This is a genomic window from Streptomyces graminilatus (assembly GCF_001418565.1).
GTDB classification, from domain to species: Bacteria; Actinomycetota; Actinomycetes; order Streptomycetales; family Streptomycetaceae; genus Streptomyces; species Streptomyces graminilatus.
In genome coordinates this window covers 11,683-15,730 of the sequence record NZ_LIQQ01000171.1, presented here as the reverse complement: position 1 = coordinate 15,730, position 4,048 = coordinate 11,683, and the positions used below count along the sequence as shown (strand labels likewise).

At 71.1% G+C, this 4,048-nt stretch carries 3 protein-coding genes; all 3 read left to right on the top strand.

What is annotated here, in order from left to right; genetic code table 11:
* Positions 1-419: 419 nt before the first annotated feature.
* Positions 420-1,274, top strand: coding sequence for a GNAT family N-acetyltransferase (locus tag AOK08_RS16190; RefSeq protein ID WP_055526272.1), 855 nt, complete (start codon positions 420-422; stop codon positions 1,272-1,274).
* A 169-nt stretch (positions 1,275-1,443) separates the two neighbouring features.
* Complete coding sequence (locus AOK08_RS16185) at positions 1,444-2,019, top strand: GNAT family N-acetyltransferase (protein WP_055526271.1); 576 nt, start codon at positions 1,444-1,446, stop codon at positions 2,017-2,019.
* An 85-nt stretch (positions 2,020-2,104) separates the two neighbouring features.
* Positions 2,105-3,811, top strand: a complete 1,707-nt coding sequence (locus AOK08_RS16180) for a proline--tRNA ligase (protein ID WP_055526270.1) — start codon at positions 2,105-2,107, stop codon at positions 3,809-3,811.
* Positions 3,812-4,048 lie beyond the last annotated feature (237 nt).

The following is a 4,048-nucleotide window of genomic DNA, read 5'->3' as shown; positions in this document are numbered from 1 at the left end:
CGCCGGACGGGCTGGGGGGTGCCGTCCGGGGTTCGGGGACAAGCCCAGGCCAGGCACCCTCAGCCCGTCCGGGGTTCGGGGACAAGCCCAGCCCAGGCACATTCAGCACGTCCGGGGTTCGGGGACAAGCCCAGCCCAGGCACCCTCAGCCCGTCCATCGTTTGAGGACAAGCCGACGCCAGGCCCCCTCAGCCCGTCCGGGGTTCGAGGACAAGCCCACGCCAGGCACCCCCAGCCCGTCCGGCGTTTGAGGACGAGGCCGTTCAGGCCGAAGCGGGGGCTGGGGGCGGCAGCCCCCAGGGACGGCAGCCGGGGCGACGGTCACCGAACCAGACAGCGCACCCGCAGCAGGGACGCGCCGCTCAGCTTCCGCAGGTACAGTGCGGGGATCAGCAAACCGCATCGGTGAGGCCCCGCACGTGTTGACGCAGACCACCTCCCGGGTGCTCGACCCGGGCGACCTGGACGCCGCGCTCGCCGTCCTCGGCCGCGAGCCGGTCGCGAACGCCTTCGTGACCGCCCGCGTACAGGTGGCAGGCCTCGACCCCTGGCGCCTCGGCGGCGAGATGTGGGGCTGGTACGAGGACGGCATGCTCACCAGCCTCTGCTACGCGGGCGCCAACCTCGTCCCCATCTGCGCCACCCCGCGCGCCGTACGCGCCTTCGCCGACCGCGCCAGGCGAGCCGGCCGCCGCTGCTCCTCCATCGTCGGCCCCGCCGAGGCCACCACCCAGCTGTGGCGGCTGCTCGAACCGAGCTGGGGCCCGGCCAGGGAAGTCCGCCGCCATCAGCCCCTCATGGTCACCGACCGGATGCCGGACCCCGCCCTCATCACCCCGGATCCCCACGTCCGCCGCATCCTCAAGGACGAGATAGAGACGATCATGCCGGCGTGCGTGGCGATGTTCACCGAAGAGGTCGGAATCTCGCCACTCGCCGGCGACGGCGGACTCCTCTATCAGGCCAGGGTCGCCGAACTGGTCGGCTACGGCCGCTCCTTCGCCCGCCTCGACCAGGACGGCAAGGTCGTCTTCAAGGCCGAGATCGGCGCCGCGACCGCGCAGGCCTGCCAGATCCAGGGCGTCTGGGTGGCCCCCGAATACCGTGGCCAGGGCCTCGCCGCCCCCGGCATGGCCGCCGTACTGCGCTACGCCCTCGCCGACGTGGCCCCGGTGGTCAGCCTGTATGTGAACGACTTCAACACCGCGGCCCGCCGGACATATCGGAGGGTGGGCTTCCAGGAAGTCGGAGCGTTCACGAGCATCCTGTTCTGAAACGCCCCCGGTGTCCGCGAGATCCGAGTGATCCGAGAGATCCGACTGGTCCGGGCGATCCGGGTGATCCGGGCGATCCGGGTGATCCGGGTGATCCAGGGGTACGGGGCTCAGCCACATCCGGCCCGCACACCCCAGGGACGGTCCACACCCCCTGTAGTCTCCCGCCATGCCGCGCTTCCCGGGTCAGGACCACCGTCACCCCCGCCCCCACGACGTGGTCGTCGGCCCCCTCGACCTCGCCGCCCGGGTCGACGAGGCGCTCGCCGTCCAGGCCGTGGCCTTCGGGCTCGCCGCCGACGAGGTCGCCGTACGCAGACAGATCGTCCTGCGGCACCTGACCCAGCCCGGTGCCCGCGCGCTCGGCGCGACCACCCCCGACGGACGGCTCGCCGGGTTCGTGTACGGAATGCCGAACGACCGTACGCACTGGTGGTCCACCGTCGTCGAGCCGTATCTGCGCAGGCAGGGCCATGACGCCTGGCTCGACGACTCCTTCGTGATCACCGAACTGCACGTCCACCCGACCTTCCAGAACATGGGCATCGGCCGCGCCCTCATCACCGCCATCACCGACAGCGCCGCCGAACCCCGCTCGATCCTCTCCGCGATCGACACCGACAGCCCGGCCCGCGGCCTCTACCACTCGCTCGGCTACGAGGACCTGGCCCGCCAGGTCCTCTTCCCCAGCGCCCCGAGGCCGTACGCGGTGATGGGCGCCCCACTGCCACTGCGCAGGCGCTGAGGGACTGTTCCCGGTCGATTACCACCGTCCCGTACCCCCCGGCTAACCTCCTGCCATCACCCTTACGCAGCAGGAGTCGAGAATCATGGCCCAGGCCCAGGTCCAGCGCATGTCCCGTTTGATGGTCAAGACACTGCGTGACGACCCCGCCGACGCCGAGGTCCTCAGCCACAAACTGCTGGTCAGGGCCGGTTATGTGCGGCGTACCGCCGCCGGTCTGTGGTCCTGGCTGCCGCTCGGCAAGAAGGTCCTGGCCAACGTGGAGCGGGTCGTCCGCGAGGAGATGGACGCCATCGGCGCCCAGGAGGTCACCCTCCCCGCCCTGCTGCCGAGGGAGCCGTACGAGGCGACCGGCCGCTGGGAGGAGTACGGCCCCGAGCTGTTCCGCCTCAACGACCGCAAGGGCGGCGACTACCTCCTCGGCCCGACCCACGAGGAGATCTTCACCCTGCTGGTCAAGGACCAGTGCACGTCCTACAAGGACCTGCCCGTGATCCTCTACCAGATCCAGAACAAGTACCGCGACGAGGCCCGCCCGCGCGCCGGCATCCTGCGTGGCCGCGAGTTCCTGATGAAGGACTCCTACTCCTTCGACCTGGAGGACGAGGGCCTGGCCAAGTCGTACGCCCTGCACCGCGAGGCGTACCAGAAGGTCTTCGCGCGTCTCGGCCTCGACTACCGCATCTGCGCCGCCACCGCGGGCGCCATGGGCGGCTCCAAGTCCGAGGAGTTCCTCGCCCCGGCCGCCGCCGGCGAGGACACCTTCGCCGACTGCCCCAACTGCGACTACGCCGCCAACACCGAGGCGATCACGTACGCGCTCCAGCCGGTCGACGGCTCGGCCGTCCCCGCCCTGGAGGAGATCCCGACCCCCGACACCCCGACCATCGAGACGCTCGCCGCGTACCTGGAGGTCGCCGCCTCCGCCACCCTCAAGAACCTCCTGATCAAGGTGGACGGCGAGATCGTCGCGATCGGCGTCCCCGGTGACCGCGAGGTCGACATGGGCAAGGTCGAGGCGCACTTCGCGCCCGCCCCCGTCGAACTCGTCACCGCCGAGGACTTCACCGGCCGCGACGACCTCGTACGCGGCTACGTCGGCCCGCAGGGCCTGGAGAAGGTCCGCTACTTCGCCGACCCGCGCATCGCCCCCGGCACCGCCTGGATCACCGGCGCCAACAAGGAAGGCCTGCACGCGAAGAACGTCGTCGCCGGCCGTGACTTCGAGGTCGACGAGTACGTCGACGCCGTGGTCGTCCAGGAGGGCGACCCGTGCCCGGCCTGCGGCACCGGCCTCAAGCTGGACCGCGCCATCGAGATCGGCCACATCTTCCAGCTCGGCCGCAAGTACGCCGACGCCCTCAGCCTCGACGTCCTCGGCCAGCAGGGCAAGCCGGTCCGCGTGACCATGGGCTCGTACGGCATCGGCGTCTCCCGCGCGGTCGCGGCCCTCGCCGAGCAGCACGCCGACGAGCAAGGCCTGTGCTGGCCCAAGGAGATCGCCCCGGCCGACGTCCACGTCGTCGCCGCGGGCAAGGCCCTCCAGACCGAACTGGCCCTCGACGTCTCCGACAAGCTGGCGGCGGCCGGCGCCCGCGTCCTGGTCGACGACCGCGCCGGCGTCTCCCCGGGCGTCAAGTTCACGGACGCCGAGCTGATCGGCGTACCGAAGATCCTGGTGGCGGGCCGCCGCTCGGCCGAGGGCATCCTCGAACTGAAGGACCGCCGCACGGGCGAACGCGAGGAACTGACGGTCGAGGAAGCAATCACCCGCCTGACCGCCACCGCCTGACGAACACCGGCCCCCGAGTGGGACGTGACACAGGGTCACGTCCCACTCGGGGCGAGTCGACCCACCCAGGGGCACGGGGCTGTGCTGAATGTGCAGCTACCGCCGCGTGAGCGCGACAAGCGCCCACCGACGCAGTCTCCTGGCCCAGCCTTGAAACCCACGCCGGGCGGTCCCACCCAGGGGCGCGGGGAACTGCACGAGAAGCCCCCACCGGCGGGCACTCGAAAGCGCACCGAA